The organism is Curtobacterium sp. MCPF17_031 (assembly GCF_003234035.1).
Classification (GTDB): Bacteria; Actinomycetota; Actinomycetes; order Actinomycetales; family Microbacteriaceae; genus Curtobacterium.
In genome coordinates this window covers 295,541-310,594 of the sequence record NZ_QKSG01000002.1, presented here as the reverse complement: position 1 = coordinate 310,594, position 15,054 = coordinate 295,541, and the positions used below count along the sequence as shown (strand labels likewise).

Below are 15,054 nucleotides of genomic sequence, written 5' to 3'. Positions count from 1 at the left end.
CGGATCGTTCGTCGTCACCGCCGGCGCGCCGCCGCCGTCCGACAGGCCCGGAGCGCTGCCGGTGCGCGGACCGGACACCGTGTCCAGCGGGCGTACTCCACGGACCCCGTGGCTCGGTCCGGCGGGGTGCGCGGGGGATGCTGTCCCTGCGCCTCCGAACCCTTCGGGTCGGGCGCACCAGCTGGAAGAGCGCACCGTGAACGACCGCGTCAGACCCTCCCTCCACGAACAACGGCTGCAGGCCGGCGAATGGCACCGCCGCGGGCTCAGCCACCCCGACGAGATCGACGCGATGGTCGCCCGCCGCACGGCCGGGTCGACACCCGCTGAGCTCACCTACGCGGACTTCCTCACCGTCGTCTGACCCAGACCCCCCGCACCGGCCTCCGACTGCGTGCGTAGGCTCGACGACATGTCCGACTTCTCCGCAGACCAGGCCGCCGTCGTCCGCATCGAACGCTCCGAAGAGGGCCGGTGGGACCTCACGCTCGTGAGCGACAGCGGTGTCGCGATCGGTCACGGCGTGCACCTGTTCGACCGGTCGCAGGACGACGGCGTCGACGAGCTCGCGGCCGCGCAGCAGTTCGTCGGCGGGTACGGCTGGCGCTTCGAGGGCGACGCCGTGCAGCAGGACGGCCCGGACGCGTTCTGGGCACCGCTGATCCGCGCCTGAGCGGTCCTCTCCACGGTCCGGGTACAGCCCGGACTTCCGCGTTCTGCGGATGACATGATGGCTGCGTGCCACCGATCCACCACGACAACGGGTTCCGCAGACAGCGGTTCACGGACGCGGGCGGCTCGGACTACACGGCGATCTTCCGCTCCGAGTACTCCGGTCAGGACCTCGGGCGTGACACGACCGTCGCCACCGACACCTTCGCGGCCGAGGGCACACGGTACGAGTACTCCGTCATCGGTGACGACGACCTGACACTCCGCACCATGAACGCCCGCGGTGGCCGTCGCGGTGGCGTCATCGGACCCCGCGACGACCACGTGGTGTTCTGGCTGCAGCGCGGTCGCCTCGAGATGCACTTCGCGGACCGGTCACGCGTGATCGGACCGGGCAGCCCCTACATCGCGTCCGCGTCCGAGGCGTACCGCTTCGCATCCGAGGAGACCGTCTACAACGGCGTGCACATCTCCGATGCCTTCCTCCGCAAGACCGCGGGGGAACTCGGTTACCCGATGCCCGACGGGCCGGTCCTGTTCGGCCAGCAGGACGAGCGGGTCGCCCGTCGCGAGCCGCTCCGTCGGTTGCTCGGCGAGGTCAGTCCGACCCTGATGGACGACCGGGTCCGCGGCGCGATGCGGACGGCCCTGAACCGACGGCTCGCGACCGTCGTCCTCGACACCTTCCCGCTCCGCGACCGCGGCGACGAGGTCCCGACCACCAGTCGCCTGCGGGACGCCATCGCCTTCGTCGAGGAGCACGTCCGAGACCGCCCCTCGGTGCCCGCCATCGCCGCCGCCGCGGGCCTGAGTGAGCGCGGCCTGCAGCAGGTCTTCGCGCGCACGCTCGGCGTCACGCCGAACGGGTTCCTCCGCGACCAACGGCTGGACGAGGTCCGGCGGGAGCTCCTCCGAGGAGCGTCGCCGAACAGCGTCCTCGAGGTCGCACGCCGCTGGCGCTTCACGAACCCCAGCCGCTTCGCGACCGCCTACCGTGCCCGGTTCGGGGAGGGCCCTTCGGCGACGCTCCGGGCGGCCACCGCGCAGCGCCCCGACGGCCGGTCCTCGTGGCGGATCCGCCAGGCGGTGGGCTACATCGAGGCGCACCTCGACGACGGCTGCACGGTCGCCGACATCGCCGCGGCCGCCGGTCTGCGTCCCCGGCGGCTCCAGCAGCTCTTCAAGGAGGAACGGGGCACGACGCCGACCGCCTTCCTCCGCGACCTGCGCGCGCTCCGCCGGTCCGGCGACCGCTCCTGAGCAGCGCTCTCGGGTGTCGGTCGCGGGGTGACCGGCTCCGGACGGGAGGCTGGGATCACGGCCGCCACGTGCCTCCCGTCCGTCCGACCGGCCGTCCGACCGCGACGTCCTGGGGCTGCGTCCCCTGTCGGCCGGCCTTCCGCAGGCGCCTCGGGCCGTCAGCGATCGGTGACGAGCGCGACCATCTCGGCGACGACGGCGCGGAGGCGCGTGGCCAGGTCCGCCTGGTCCAGCACGGTGAAGCGGTGTGCGACCTCGGTGAGGGCCGACATCACCAGGGCGACGGCGGTCCGGGCGGTGTCCTCGTCGGTCCGCGTGGTGACGGCGGCGACGAGCGACTTCCGGGACTCGGCCATCCAGCGCATCACCATCGGGGCCATCTCCGGGCGGCGGACCAGCAGCTCCTTCGTGCGGGCGCGGTCCGCGGCGAGCGGGACGGTGTGGGCGACGAGGTCGCAGACGTCGTCGACCAGTGGCCCGTCGGCGGCGGCGAACCGGTCGCGGACGGAGTCGGGGACGTCGACGGTGTCGAGACCGATCGCGGCGTGGGCCTTCGACGAGAAGTAGTTGAAGAAGGTGCGCGGGGAGACGTCGGCGTCGGCGCAGATCTGCTCGACGGTGACGCCGTCCAGGCCGTGGTCGGTGATGCGGGTGAGGGCCGCGTCGTGGATCGCCTGCCGGGTCTGCTGCTTCTTGCGTTCGCGGAGCGTGCAGGGCTCGCTGTTGCCGTCGACCGCGGTGCTGTCGCGTGCGGGTGCTGCCGTGGGGGACACGGGCGACCTCCGGTGGGGAGAAGTGGGGCGGGCCGCCCGCGCTGCCGGTGGGGACCGGCGTGCGCGGGCGGCCCGGGTGGTCACCGACGCTGGGTCGGCGTGGAGCCGGTCATCGGACCGGTGAAGGAGCCTGCTTCGGCCGCGGCCAGGCCGGCGTCGGCCTCGAGCTGTGCCTCGGCGGACATGTCCGCCTGCTCCTGGAGCGCCGAGCGCTGGCGCAGCGGCGGCACCTTGAAGAACCAGGTGAGCACGAACGCGAGCAGGATCACGCCGAGTCCGACCCAGTAGATCGTGACGGACGAGGCGTTGAAGCCGGCCATGAACGGGCGGGTCAGCCGGGAGTCGGCTCCGGTCAGGAACGAGGTGTCGTTCGTGGCCGAGGCGCTCGAGTCGCCGTTCGCGCCCTTGTCGATCTGCTTGACGAGGTCGGGAACGACCTGGTCGACCCAGTAGGTGCGCTGTCCGGCGTCCGTCCAGTCGACCGCGAGCCGTCCGTCGACGACGCTGGCGTGCGCCCGGTCGGCAGCCGTCGCGAGTGCGGTGGCCTCGGCCTGCGGGGTGGCGTCGGCGACCTGCTGGGCGATCACGGTCGGGGCGGCGGCCGCCGGGATCGTCCCGGCGGTGACCTGCGCCTGGACCGCGGCAGTGACCTGCTGGGTGACGGCCTGGTCGGCGGCCTGCTTCGCGGCGGTGGTGCCGCGGGCGAGCCCGGAGTCGATCTCGTCCTGGATCGGGTCGACGATCGGGTCCCAGATCTGGTCCATCACGCCCTGGTTGGCCTTCGCGCTGGCGACGGTCGGGTTGAGCGCCGCGTCGAGTGCGTCGGTCAGGTCGGCCTTGTTCGCGGTGGCGTGCACGATGTTGGCGGGCATCACCGAGAACAGGATCGAGAGGAGCACGGCGGTGCCGAGCGTGCCACCGATCTGACGGAAGAAGGTCGCAGAGCTGGTCGCGACGCCCATGTCCTTGGCCTCGACCGAGCCCTGCGACGCGAGCGTCAGGGACTGCATGACCGAACCGAGTCCGAGACCGATGAGGAACATGCCGATCATCAGGAACCAGAGCGGCTTGTCGATCGTCATGAAGGTCAGGACGACGTAGCCGGCGGACACCAGCGCGGTGCCGATGACCGGGAAGATCCGGTAGCGGCCGACGCGGGCGACGATCTGACCCGAGGTGATCGAGGCGATCATCAGGCCGCCGACCAGGGGGAGCGTGGCGAAGCCGGACTCAGTCGGACTGAGACCGACGACGATCTGCAGGTACAGCGGGATGGTCAGCATGGCGCCGAACATCGCGAAACCGACGAGGAAGCCGATGACGGTCGCCATCGAGAACGTGCCCGAGCGGAAGAGCTTCAGCGGGATGATCGCCGCGTCACCCATCTTCGACTCGATGAGCAGCAGTGCGACGAGGCCGACGGCGCCGATGACGTAGCAGGCGAGTGCTGCGGGGGAGCCCCAGCCCCAGGTGCGGCCCTGTTCTGCGACGAGTAGCAGCGGGACGAGGGTGACGATGACCGAGGTCGCGCCCCACCAGTCGACGACCGGCTTGTCCCGCTTGTCGTGCACCTTGGGCAGGTGCAGGAACACGATCACCATGGCGAGCGCGGCGATGCCGATCGGCACGTTGATGAGGAGCACCCAGCGCCAGCCGGTGATGAAGAGGATCTCGGACGCGCCGGCGAGCAGACCGCCGATGAGCGGGCCGATGACCGAGGAGATGCCGAAGACGGCGAGGAAGTAGCCCTGGTACTTGGCGCGCTCACGCGGGGCGAGGATGTCGCCCATGATCGCGAGCGGCAGCGACATCAGCGCGCCGGCCCCGATGCCCTGGACCGCGCGGAAGGCGGCGAGCATGAGCATCGACGTGGACATCGACGACAGCACGGCGCCGACGATGAAGACCACGATGCCGAAGATGTAGAGCGGCCGGCGGCCGAAGATGTCGGAGAGCTTGCCGTAGATCGGCGTCGCGATCGTCGAGGTGATCAGGTAGGCGGTGGTGACCCAGGCCTGCTGGTCGAGACCGTGCAGGTCGTCCCCGATGGTGCGGATCGCGGTGCCGAAGACCGTCTGCCCGAGGGAGGACAGGAACATGCCCGCCATCAGCCCGTAGATGACGAGCAGGATCTGACGGTGGGTCATCAGGGGTTGCTGACCGGGCGCACCGGGGGTGGTGGCGCTCCGGCCCGGCACCGGCGTCTGTGCGGTGGCTGTTGACAATGCGGGTCCTTCTGGTTCGACGTGCCGGACGGCGAGTGCGCCGTCGGGCGGAGGCGAGGCGGGTGCGTGGGCCACGGAGGGGCCGCTGCGCAACCTGAAACCTTGCAGGCTCCGCAACTTTACATCCGTTGCGTTCTGCAAGCAACTAGTTGGCGCGTCATACGATGTCGCCGTGCCCGAGGACGACCGGAACGACGACGACGACCGAGCCGAGGCCGAGCGGCTGCTCCGCCGGCAGCTCGACCGGCTCTGGGTGCGGCAGACCCTGCGCACCGTGCTCATCGAGCAGTCCGGCGGCCTCGACCCGACCGCGCGGGTGATCCTCCGGGCCGTCGAGCGACTGGGGGAGGTCCGCTCGACCGCCGTCGCGGAACGCACCGGACTGTCGCGCCCGGTGGTCAGTCGGCGGATCGCCGGGCTCGTCGAGGCCGGGTACGTCCGCACGGCACCGGACCCGGACGACGGCCGCGCGGCCCTGCTCGGCCTGGCACCGGCCGGACGCGCCCTGCTGGACGGACTCGACGCGCAGGGGGATGCCGTGTTCGACGACGTCACGAGCGTCTTCCAAGGCGACGAGTTGCGCGACTTCGCCCGGCTCCTCACCCGGTTCAACGACCGTGCCGCCGAGGTGCTCGGCGCCGGCGGCGAGGGCGGGGGCATCGGGGGTGCCGACACCGCGGGCACCGACACCGCGGGCACCGACACCGCGGACGGCGAACCGGCTCCGTAGCGGAGTCCTCGGCTCAGGCCAGCCCGGCCAGGACCCGGTCGACGACCTCGGCCGGCCCACCCTCGCCGTGCTGCGCCCACCAGGTCAGCGCGGCGTCCGCCGCCGCCGCGAAGACCGCGCAGCGCACCCGGACGTCGAGGTCCTCCTCGGACACCCCGTCCCGCCCGGCCACGAACGTGATCAGCGTCCGTTCGAGTTCGGTGACGAAGAAGGCCCCCTCCTGCGCGAGACTCGGGTTCGCCCGGATCACGCGGAGTCGTCGCCGCGTCACCTCGACGGCGTCCTCCGGGAAGGTCGCCGCGATCCGGTACGAGGCGCGGAGAGCGGTCGCCGAGGGCTCGTCGTCCGGTCGCTCGTCGAGGGCGTCCTCGAACCGCTCCCGGAAGGCGTCGAGGCCGCCCCACACCAGCGAGCCCTTGGTGGGGAAGAGCCGGAACAGGGAGCGTCGACTGATCCCGGCCTCGGTCGCGACGTCGTCCATCGAGACGGCGTCGTACGTGCGCTCGTCGAACATCCGGAGCGCGACGAGGGACACCACGTCCGGGTCGATCGTGCGGGGACGGCCCGTGGTGCGATCGCTCATGGCTCCCTTTCGGCACTGAGTGCTACAACTGTGGTGCGCAGGCAGCGCCACGCAAGGAGGAGACACCATGACCGACACCACCGCCGGACGGTTCGCCGGCTCGACCATCATCGTCACCGGAGCGGGATCCGGCATCGGACGCGCCACGGCCACCCGCATCGCGCACGAGGGCGGCCGCGTCATCGCCACCGACGTCGTCGCCGACCGCCTCGACGCGCTCCGGACCGAACTCGAGGGTCTCGACGTCCAGACCGTCGTCGGGGACGTCGCCGCGAGTGACACCATCGACGCGCTCATCGCCGCCGCCGGCGACCACGTCGACGGGCTGGCCAACGTCGCCGGGATCATGGACGCCTTCCTGCCGCCGGACGAGGTCGACGACGCCACCTGGGAGCGTGTCTTCAGCGTCAACGTCACCGGCCCGATGCGCCTGACCCGCGCCGTGCTGCCGCTGATGATCGCGGCCGGCAAGGGCTCCGTCGTCAACGTCGCGTCCGAGGCGGCGCTCAAGGCCTCTGCCGCGGGTGCGGCCTACACGTCGTCCAAGCACGCCATCGCCGGCTACACCAAGAGCGTCGCGTTCTTCCACGGCCCCCAGGGCATCCGCGCCAACGCGGTCGCTCCGGGTGCGGTCGCGACCAACATCGAGGCGCCGATGAAGAGCGAGTACGCGGCCCGCCGGGTCGGCCCGATCATGCAGACCACCATCCCGCCGGTCGCCCAGCCGGAGCAGCTCGCCGCCGCCATCACTTGGCTGCTCAGCGACGACTCCGCGAACGTCAACGGGGCGGTCCTGCCGAGCGACGGCGGCTGGTCGGTCGTCTGACGCGACCCCGGACCGGACGGGAGGCCCGTGGCGGCGCCGCCACGGGCCTCCCGTCCGAATGCGGAAGCCGGCCGAAACGGGATACCGTACTCCCATGAGCACCGAGAACACCACACCGACCGAGACCGTCGACGAGGAGCCCGTGATCACCTTCGCCGACCTCGGGCTCAGCGAACCCGTCCTCAAGGCCGTCAGGGACATCGGGTACGAGACCCCCTCCGCCATCCAGGCGGCCACCATCCCGATCCTGCTCGAGGGCCGCGACGTCGTCGGCCTCGCCCAGACCGGTACCGGCAAGACGGCCGCCTTCGCGCTGCCCGTCCTGTCCCGCATGGAGTCCGGCGCGAAGCTGCCGCAGGCGCTCGTGCTGTCCCCGACCCGTGAGCTCGCGCTCCAGGTCTGCGAGGCGTTCGAGCAGTACGCCTCCCACATGAAGAACGTCCACGTCCTCCCCGTCTACGGCGGCCAGGCGTACGGCGTGCAGCTGTCCGCCCTGCGACGCGGCGTCGATGTCGTCGTGGGCACGCCCGGTCGCATCATGGACCACATCGCGAAGGGCACGCTCGACCTGTCCGAGCTGAAGTACCTGGTGCTCGACGAGGCCGACGAGATGCTCAAGATGGGCTTCGCCGAGGACGTCGAGACGATCCTCGCCGAGACGCCGGACACCAAGCAGGTCGCGCTGTTCTCGGCCACGATGCCCGCGCAGATCCGACGCATCTCGAAGCAGTACCTCAACGACCCCGCCGAGATCACGGTGAAGGCCAAGACCACCACCTCGGCGAACACGACGCAGCGCTACCTCGTCGTGTCGTACCCGCAGAAGGTCGACGCACTCACCCGCATCCTCGAGGTCGAGGACTTCGAGGGCATGATCGTCTTCGTCCGCACCAAGAGCGAGACCGAGACCCTGGCCGAGAAGCTCCGGGCCCGCGGGTACGCCGCCGCCGCCATCAGCGGTGACGTCGCCCAGGCCCAGCGTGAGCGGACCGTCAACCAGCTGAAGTCCGGCAAGCTCGACATCCTGGTCGCCACCGACGTCGCCGCCCGTGGCCTCGACGTCGACCGGATCACGCACGTGGTGAACTTCGACATCCCGATCGACACCGAGTCCTACGTGCACCGCATCGGTCGCACCGGGCGTGCCGGCCGTTCGGGTGCCGCGATCAGCTTCGTGACCCCGCGCGAGCGTCGCCTGCTCACCGCGATCGAGAAGGCCACCCGTCAGCCGCTCACGCAGATGCAGCTGCCGAGCGTCGAGGACGTCAACTCCACGCGTCTGACCCGCTTCGACGACGCCATCACCGCGGCGCTCGAGCAGCAGACCCGCGTCAGCGCGTTCCGCGACATCATCGGTCACTACGTCGAGCACCACGACGTGCCGGAGTCCGACGTCGCTGCGGCGCTCGCGGTCGTGGCGCAGGGGGACACCCCGCTGCTCCTCGACCCGGCCGACGACCGTGCGCGCCAGCAGATCGAGCGCGACGAGCGTCGCAGCCGTGACGATCGCCCCGCCCGGGACGGCGACCGCGATCGGGAGCGCGACGGCGGTGACCGTCGTCGTCGCTCGGTGCCGATGACCGCCTACCGCATCGAGGTCGGCCGTCGCCACCGCGTCGAGCCGCGCCAGATCGTCGGAGCCCTCGCGAACGAGGGCGGCCTGCGTCGTGACGACTTCGGTGCCATCCAGATCCGCCCGGACTTCTCGGTCGTCGAGCTGCCGTCGGACATGGGCTCGGACGTCCTCGACCGCCTGCGCGACACCAGGATCAGCGGCAAGCTCATCGAGATCCAGCCGGACCGTCGTGGCAGCATCCGTCGCGACAGCGGCACGCGTCGTGACGGCGCCCCCTACGGCGACCGGGGCTCGCGTGACGACCGTGGCGGCTACGGCGACACCCGCAAGCCGCGGCAGACCCGCGACGACCGCGACTGAGACGGTCGTGCGCTGATGCGCACATCCGCCTGACGGGAGGCCCGACACCATCTGGTGGCGGGCCTCCCGTCATGTCTGTGGAGAACCTGGTCCGTCGGCTCTGCGAGCCGGTATGGTGGACGACGTCAGAGCCTCCGGGGGATCTTCTGCGCGGGGGTGCAGGTACGAAGAGAATGAGGGGTTCACCATGTCGCGTGTGCTTTCGACCGAACAGGCGAAGACCGCCATCCGTCAGATCCAGTCCATCGTGAACGGTGGGTTCACGGACCAGATCTCGCAGCTCGACGCCCAGGGGCGCATCCTGTCCGACTCGAACGTGTGGGACGGCCCGCTGGCGTCGAACTTCCGTGGGTCGACCTGGCCCGAGACGAAGGCTGCGCTGGACAAGGCGAAGACCGAACTCGAGCAGCTCCGCACGCAGCTCGACAAGATCTCGCAGGACATCTTCACCGCGGGTGGCGGCGCGTAAGCAGCTGCTCGGACAGCGCCCGGGCCGTCGACCAGTTCGACGGGCCGGGCTGCTGTCGTCTGCAGGGGTCGTGTCACGTGCACGACCAGCACCACCACGACCAGCACCACCAGCACGATCAGGACGACGACCGGGGGACGGCACATGAGCGACTTGCACGGGGCAGCACCACTCGAGTTCGACAACGGGACGGCCGATGCGCTCATCGCGGAGCTGACGTCCACCGCCGATGCGATCGAGGGTCAGTCCGCCAGCCGCTCGTCGTACGTCACCACCGCGGCGAGGGACTTCCGGGGACACTTCGCCGACCTCTTCGGTCAGAACGCCACGACCGCCGCGACCGACGCCACCCGGCTCACCGGGACCCTCCGCGACGTCGCGGGCTGGGTCCGGATCCTGAAGACCGCGGCGGAGCAGGAGAACGCCCGACGCAAGCGTGCTCGCGACTGGCAGAAGGAACACGACGAACGCAACCTGCTCGAGGTCGGCCACGACTGGCTGTTCGGCGAGGACAAGCCGCCGTCGGAGGCCCCGGAGCCCGAGCCGGTGTTCCAGGCGAGCCCACCACCCGCCGGCACGCGTCAGACGCCCACTCCGGGTTCCGGTGGTGGCGGGAGCGGCGGGACGTCCTCCGCCCGGCCGGCCGACCTCCGCTCCTTCGCCACGGGGTCATCCGACCTCAACGGGCAGCTGACGGGCCGCGGTTCGGCGCTCCGCGGCAAGCTCGACGACTTCGCCAGCCGCTGCAAGTGGGGGTCGATCAGCGCGCACGGGGTCGCCACCGCGATCGACGGCTGGTTGACCGCCAACGACGCCGACGTGACGTGGGCGAACACCGTCGCGGCGGCGTTCGAGGCAGCGGGCGGCAGCGGTTCGGTGTCGACGGTGTCCGACGTCGCCCTCGCGGCCGCGCTGCAGGGGGCCGGGGTCTCCGCCGAGCGGTCCGGCCTGACGATCGAACCCCCGCAGGCCTTCGGTGCGCCGCCCACGACGGGCTACTCCCTGGACCCGGTCAACACCGCGACCGGCAACTTCCTCGAGTCGGAACTCGACCTCGGCTTCACCGGGGCGTCCGAGCAGCTCCGGCTCACCCGCATGTACAACTCGCTCGACGACCGCGTCGGGGTGTTCGGCCGCGGATGGGCCTCCGTCCTCGAGACCGGTCTGGCCGTCGACGACGAGGGTGCGACCCTGACCCAGGCCGACGGCCGGGTGCTCCGGTTCCCGCGGGACGGCGAGGGCTGGGACCGCGCCGTCGGTGAGTACGTCCGACTCACGCACGAGGGCGACCAGCTCGTCGTCCGCGACTCCGACGGTGGATGGTGGGCGTTCTCCCCGTCCGGGACCTGGCTCGCCGCCGGCACCGGTCCTGGTACGACGGTCCGGGTCGAGCGGAGCGCCGACGGCACCGTCTCGCGTCTCGCGAACGAGCGCGGACGCTGGATCGACGTCGAGTCGCTGGACGGTCGGGTCGTCGTGGCCCGCGGCTCGGACGGCCGCCGGGTCGAGTACCAGTACGACGACGCCGGACAGCTCACGCACGTGCACGCTCCGGCGGGCACCCGCACCTACGAGTGGGACGACGACGGCCTGGTCGTCGCGGTCGTCGACGAACACGGCGTGGTGGAGGCCCGCAACACCTACGACGACCGCCGCCGCGTCGTCGAGCAGGTCACCCCGCACGGCCGCACCGTGCGCTTCGCCTACCTGCCCGGACGCGTCACCGTGGTCTCCGACCCGGACGGCTCCCGGTCGAACACGTGGATCGCGGACGCGAAGGGCCGACTCGTGGGGGTCGTGGACACCGACGACGCCCGCCAGTCGATGCACTACGACGCACGCGGTCGCCTGGTCTCGGTCACGGACCGCGACGGCTCGGTCACCGTCCACGCCATCGACGACCGCGGCCGCCGGACCCGGACGGTCACGCCGTCGGGTGCGGACATCACCTACGGGTACGACGACCAGGACCGCGTGACCACCGTCGTCACCGAGACCGGCTCCGTCGTGACCTACGAGTACACCGGTGACGACCGTGACCCGTCGGTCGTCGTCGACCCCGAGGGCGGGCGCAGCGAACTCACCTGGGAACGCGGACTGCTCCGGCGCGCGGTCGACCCCACGGGTGTCGCCGTCGAGCTCGAACACGACGAGCACGGCGAACTCGTGGCGACCCGGAACGCCCTCGGCGACGTCCTGCGCATCGAGCGAGACGCCGCCGGACGACCGACCGCGGTGACCACCCCCTCCGGTGCCCGCACCGAGTACCGGTTCGACGCGGCCGGACGCCTGACCTCCCGTCGCGACGCCGACGGCGCCGAGTGGACCTTCGAACACGAGGGCTCCCGGATCGTCGCCGTGACCGACCCCACCGGTGCCCGCACGGCCTACGGGTACGGGGCGAACGGTGAAGCCGAGCGCACCACCGACCCGCTCGGACGCACCGTCACCCGCACGTTCGACGACCTCGGCAACGTCGCCGCGCTCGAGCTCCCCGACGGCGGCCGCTGGACCTTCGAGCACGACCCGCTCTCCCGCCTCCGTGCGACCGTCGACCCCGACGGCAACGTCTGGCGCCGCGACCACGACCGGAACGGTGCACTCACCGGGATCACCGACCCCACGGGCGTCAGCGTGGAGGGCACCACCGACGTCGCCACGGGCGTCACGACGTTGCGGGACGCCTTCGGCACCACGACGGTCCGCCACGACGAGTACGGCCGACCGGTTGAGACCACCGGCGACGACGGTGGCGCTGAACTGGTCACCTACGACCGCTGCGGTCGGCCCGTGGAACTGGTCGACGGCGAGGGCGGTCTGACCCGACTCGAGCGCGACCTGGCCGGCCGGGTGACCGCCGTCGTCAGCCCCACCGGCGCCCGGACGACCTACGAGTACGACGCCTGCGGTCGACCGTCCGCCAGCACGGACCCGCTCGGTGGACGGACCGAGCTCGGGTACGACGCCGACGGGCGCACCGTCACCAGGACCCTGCCGACCGGTGACGTCGAACGCACCACCTACGACGCCGTCGGACGGGTGACCACGCGGATCACCCCCGGCGCCGGCACGGCCCGCTACCGCTGGGACGGCGCCGGCCGACTGGTCGGCGTCCAGGACGTCCGATCCGGGCAGCGCCGGTTCCGCTACGACGCCGCCGGGCAGCTCGTCGAGGCGGTCAACGGACTCGGAGGCGTGACCCGGTTCACACACGACCTCCGCGGTCGGGTGACGAGCGTCACCGACCCGCTCGGTGGCGTGACGACCTACCGGTACGACGGCGCCGACCGGATCGTCGCCGTGACCGATCCGCTCGGCCGTGAGACCGCGGCCACGTACGACGCCGCCGGCCGCCAGACCGGGCAGACCGACCCCGACGGGCACACCACCACGTGGTCCTTCGACTCCTCGGGGCGACAGCACACCGTCGCGGTCGACGGCCGCACCGTGTCCGAGGTCCGATTCGACCGTGCCGCCCGCACCGTCGTGGTCACCGACCACAGCGGTGGAGACGGCCGCGCCTTCGACCACGAACTCCAGCACGACGGCCGGGGACTGCTCGTCCGACGCAGCCGCGGTGACCGGTCCGTCACGTGGGAGTACGACGCCGACGGCAACCGCACGGCCCGCACCGAGCCCGACGGCACGCGCACCACCTACCGTCGCGACGCTGCCGGCCGGCTCGTCGGCGTGGAGCGGGTGGGCCTCCCGCTCGTCTCGTTCGTCCTCGACCCCGCCGGACGCCCCGTCCAGGCCGCGGTCGGCGACGTCGTGCACGCCTGGAGCTGGGAGAACGGCCGACTGGTCGCCCACACCACCACGACGACCGACGGCGTCGACACCACCCGGATCGAGCACGACGCCGACGACCGCATCCGTGCCGTGGTGCAGGGCGGGGCGACGACGTCGTACGTGCACGACGACGCCGGACAGCTCGTCCGTGCCGAGCACGCCGACGGCACCGCCACCGCATGGGAGTACGACCCCGCCGGCCGCCTCGTCGCCGAGCGGCTGGCGGACCGCCTGCTGCGCCACGAGCACGACGCCGCCGGCACGCTCCTCGCGAGCACCGACGACGCGACGGGCGAACGCGTCGAGTACGTCTCCGACGGGCTCGGTCGCCGCATCCGTCGCACGGCCACCGACGGTACGACCACGGAGTACGCGTGGGATGACCTCGGCTACCTGGCCGCCGTCGTCGACCGCGACGCTGCGTACGCCGAGACCGGTGCGCACCGACTCCGCGTCGACGTCCTCGGCGAACCGCTCGAGGTCGACGGTGCCGAGACGTGGTGGGACAGCGCGTCCCCGACCCCGTCGCTGCTGTCGATCGGCGGCCTGCACGTCCTCGGCCTCCCGGGCGGCATCACGGCGCTCGGCGACGACTGGGCGCAGCCCACCTGGCGGGCTGCGCGCGCGACCGACACGGCGGACCCGTGGGGTGTGCTCAGCGCGGCCACGGGCCTCCAGGCCGCACCCGCGCTACCGACCGGCGTCGACCTGACGGTGACGGGCGGGCTCGCCGTCGCGGGCCTGGAATGGCTCGGCGCACGTGTGTACGACCCGTCTGCCCGCGGGTTCCTGTCGGTCGACCCGCTGCCGCCGGTGATGGGTACGGCGTGGTCCGGCAACCCCTACGCCTACGCGGGGAACGATCCGCTGCACGCCGTCGATCCGCTGGGGCTCCGGCCGGCGACGGACGCCGACCTGCAGGCGTACCAGGACGAGCACGGCAGCCACTGGGAGTACGTCGTGGCCGGAGCTGCCGGTGGGTTAGGGGTGATCCTCGGTGTGGGACTGCTCATGACCGGCATCGGTGGCCCGGCCGGTATCGCCCTGATGGCCGCCTCTGGAGGGCTCGTGAGCGGTGCGCTGTCCACGGCTTCACAGAAGGCCCAGCACGGGTCGGTCGACTGGGGCAAGGTCGGTCTCGACACGGCGGTCGGTGCGGTCACCGGCGCGCTAGGCGGCGGTGCCGCGATGTTCGGCAAGGCAGCCATGGCCGCGGCACCGGCAGGTCGAGCAGCTGGAGCAGCTGCCGTCAACGCGGCCGTCAATGGCGGGGTCGGAGCCCTAGGAGGCGCAGGAACCTACCTCGCCGAGCACGGCGGCAAAGTGGAGAACTGGTGGGAGCTTGCCGGTGCCACGGTCGGCGGCGGGCTAGCCGCCGGCGCGAGCGGATTGGCGGGACCCGCTGGTGGAACGATCGCGGCGAGATTCGGACACGACGTGACGGGGCACGTTGCGAACGCCAGCGCTCTGGCCATCACTGGGGTGTCCTCGTCCGTCGGCGAAGCTGCCAAGGAGATCATCTCAGGCGACGACCTGAACCCGTCGAAGATAGCGACGAGTGGTGTCTCCGGGACAGCGCTCTCGGCTGCATTCGCCAAGTGGACGCCGAGCATGCACGGCGTCGACACGCTCGCGCAAGTGCCGTTGTTCCACCCGGGGACGCTCAAGGGAGCGTTGAACCCGATGCGAACCAACACGCGTGCCTTGTGGGGGAGCGCAGGCCTGGGTGCGACTACCGGTGGTGGGTTCGACATGCTGAGCAATGCCCTGACGGGTGGAGATTGATCT

General features: G+C 71.6%; 11 protein-coding genes. 8 read left to right on the top strand and 3 right to left on the bottom strand.

All coding sequences use genetic code 11. From position 1 onward, the window contains the following. Nucleotides 1–196 precede the first annotated feature (196 nt). The 3 genes from DEJ31_RS17140 to DEJ31_RS04445 all read left to right on the top strand — a co-directional run bounded on the left by DEJ31_RS17140 (nt 197) and on the right by DEJ31_RS04445 (nt 1,932). Nucleotides 197–364, top strand: a complete 168-nt coding sequence (locus tag DEJ31_RS17140; RefSeq protein WP_181433453.1) for a hypothetical protein — start codon at nt 197–199, stop codon at nt 362–364. 48 nt (nt 365–412) lie between these two features. Further along, a complete protein-coding gene (locus DEJ31_RS04450) occupies nt 413–673 on the top strand; it encodes a hypothetical protein (protein WP_110904294.1) in 261 nt (86 codons plus the stop codon). A gap of 65 nt (nt 674–738) precedes the next feature. Continuing rightward, complete coding sequence (locus DEJ31_RS04445; protein ID WP_111121277.1) at nt 739–1,932, top strand: AraC family transcriptional regulator; 1,194 nt, start codon at nt 739–741, stop codon at nt 1,930–1,932. Between the two features lie 158 nt (nt 1,933–2,090). Here the strand turns inward: DEJ31_RS04445 and DEJ31_RS04440 are convergent, their stop codons facing one another. Further along, nucleotides 2,091–2,705, bottom strand: a complete 615-nt coding sequence (locus DEJ31_RS04440; protein WP_111121276.1) for a TetR/AcrR family transcriptional regulator — start codon at nt 2,703–2,705, stop codon at nt 2,091–2,093. Between the two features lie 80 nt (nt 2,706–2,785). Then, nucleotides 2,786–4,852: an MDR family MFS transporter gene (locus tag DEJ31_RS04435; protein WP_111121275.1), complete on the bottom strand. Its 2,067-nt coding sequence runs from the start codon at nt 4,850–4,852 to the stop codon at nt 2,786–2,788. A gap of 250 nt (nt 4,853–5,102) precedes the next feature. Here DEJ31_RS04435 and DEJ31_RS04430 point away from each other — a divergent pair, with 250 nt between their 5' ends. After that, nucleotides 5,103–5,660, top strand: coding sequence for a MarR family winged helix-turn-helix transcriptional regulator (locus DEJ31_RS04430; protein ID WP_181427416.1), 558 nt, complete (start codon nt 5,103–5,105; stop codon nt 5,658–5,660). Between the two features lie 13 nt (nt 5,661–5,673). Here the strand turns inward: DEJ31_RS04430 and DEJ31_RS04425 are convergent, their stop codons facing one another. Then, nucleotides 5,674–6,243: a TetR/AcrR family transcriptional regulator gene (locus tag DEJ31_RS04425; RefSeq protein WP_258366145.1), complete on the bottom strand. Its 570-nt coding sequence runs from the start codon at nt 6,241–6,243 to the stop codon at nt 5,674–5,676. 67 nt (nt 6,244–6,310) lie between these two features. On the opposite strand from DEJ31_RS04425, the gene DEJ31_RS04420 reads away from it, so the two are divergent. The 4 genes from DEJ31_RS04420 (at nt 6,311) to DEJ31_RS04405 (ending at nt 15,051) form a co-directional block, all read left to right on the top strand. Beyond that, nucleotides 6,311–7,069 carry an SDR family NAD(P)-dependent oxidoreductase gene (locus DEJ31_RS04420; RefSeq protein WP_111121274.1) on the top strand — a complete coding sequence of 253 codons (759 nt, stop codon included), beginning with the start codon at nt 6,311–6,313 and terminating at the stop codon, nt 7,067–7,069. A 94-nt stretch (nt 7,070–7,163) separates the two neighbouring features. Continuing rightward, the gene (locus DEJ31_RS04415) at nt 7,164–9,005 is read left to right on the top strand and encodes a DEAD/DEAH box helicase (RefSeq protein ID WP_111044706.1); all 1,842 of its coding nucleotides are present in this window, start codon (nt 7,164–7,166) and stop codon (nt 9,003–9,005) included. Nucleotides 9,006–9,192: 187 nt separating this feature from the next. Next, nucleotides 9,193–9,474 (top strand): pyrophosphorylase, encoded by a 282-nt coding sequence (locus tag DEJ31_RS04410; RefSeq protein ID WP_110824133.1) that lies wholly within the window; start codon nt 9,193–9,195, stop codon nt 9,472–9,474. A gap of 144 nt (nt 9,475–9,618) precedes the next feature. Then, nucleotides 9,619–15,051 (top strand): DUF6531 domain-containing protein, encoded by a 5,433-nt coding sequence (locus DEJ31_RS04405; RefSeq protein WP_111121273.1) that lies wholly within the window; start codon nt 9,619–9,621, stop codon nt 15,049–15,051. Nucleotides 15,052–15,054: the final 3 nt, after the last annotated feature.

Coding starts and splice junctions, on each gene's coding strand:
- DEJ31_RS04450 (WP_110904294.1), top strand. CDS start 413: ATGTCCGACTTCTCCGCAGACCAGGCCGCCGTCGTCCGCATCGAACGC.
- DEJ31_RS04435 (WP_111121275.1), bottom strand. CDS start 4,852: ATGACCCACCGTCAGATCCTGCTCGTCATCTACGGGCTGATGGCGGGC.
- DEJ31_RS04425 (WP_258366145.1), bottom strand. CDS start 6,243: ATGAGCGATCGCACCACGGGCCGTCCCCGCACGATCGACCCGGACGTG.
- DEJ31_RS04420 (WP_111121274.1), top strand. CDS start 6,311: ATGACCGACACCACCGCCGGACGGTTCGCCGGCTCGACCATCATCGTC.
- DEJ31_RS04415 (WP_111044706.1), top strand. CDS start 7,164: ATGAGCACCGAGAACACCACACCGACCGAGACCGTCGACGAGGAGCCC.
- DEJ31_RS04410 (WP_110824133.1), top strand. CDS start 9,193: ATGTCGCGTGTGCTTTCGACCGAACAGGCGAAGACCGCCATCCGTCAG.
- DEJ31_RS04405 (WP_111121273.1), top strand. CDS start 9,619: ATGAGCGACTTGCACGGGGCAGCACCACTCGAGTTCGACAACGGGACG.